This window comes from Streptococcus sp. UMB1203, assembly GCF_030217725.1.
Classification (GTDB): domain Bacteria; phylum Bacillota; class Bacilli; order Lactobacillales; family Streptococcaceae; genus Streptococcus.
In genome coordinates this window covers 1-241 of sequence record NZ_JASOOK010000086.1, presented here as the reverse complement: position 1 = coordinate 241, position 241 = coordinate 1, and the positions used below count along the sequence as shown (strand labels likewise).

The window sequence follows — 241 nt, the reverse complement described above, 5'->3', positions numbered from 1 at the left end:
GCTTCTTCCATGGCCTTGCGACTACGTTCTACCCCAATCTTTTCGACGACATCCTCAGTGTCACGGATCCCCGCCGTATCCACCAACTTCAAAGGTACGCCCCGTAAATTCACATATTCCTCAATGGTGTCCCGGGTAGTCCCTTCAATATCGGTCACAATAGCCTTATCTTCGCGTAAAAGATGGTTCAAGAGACTGGATTTGCCCACATTGGGCCGGCCAATAATGGCGGTTTCGATCC

The 241-nt window shown here is 50.6% G+C and carries 1 protein-coding gene; it reads right to left on the bottom strand.

Annotated elements, in window-relative coordinates; genetic code table 11:
• A partial coding sequence (locus QP439_RS09065) for a GTPase (RefSeq protein ID WP_285389661.1) occupies positions 1-241 on the bottom strand: 241 nt, incomplete at both ends.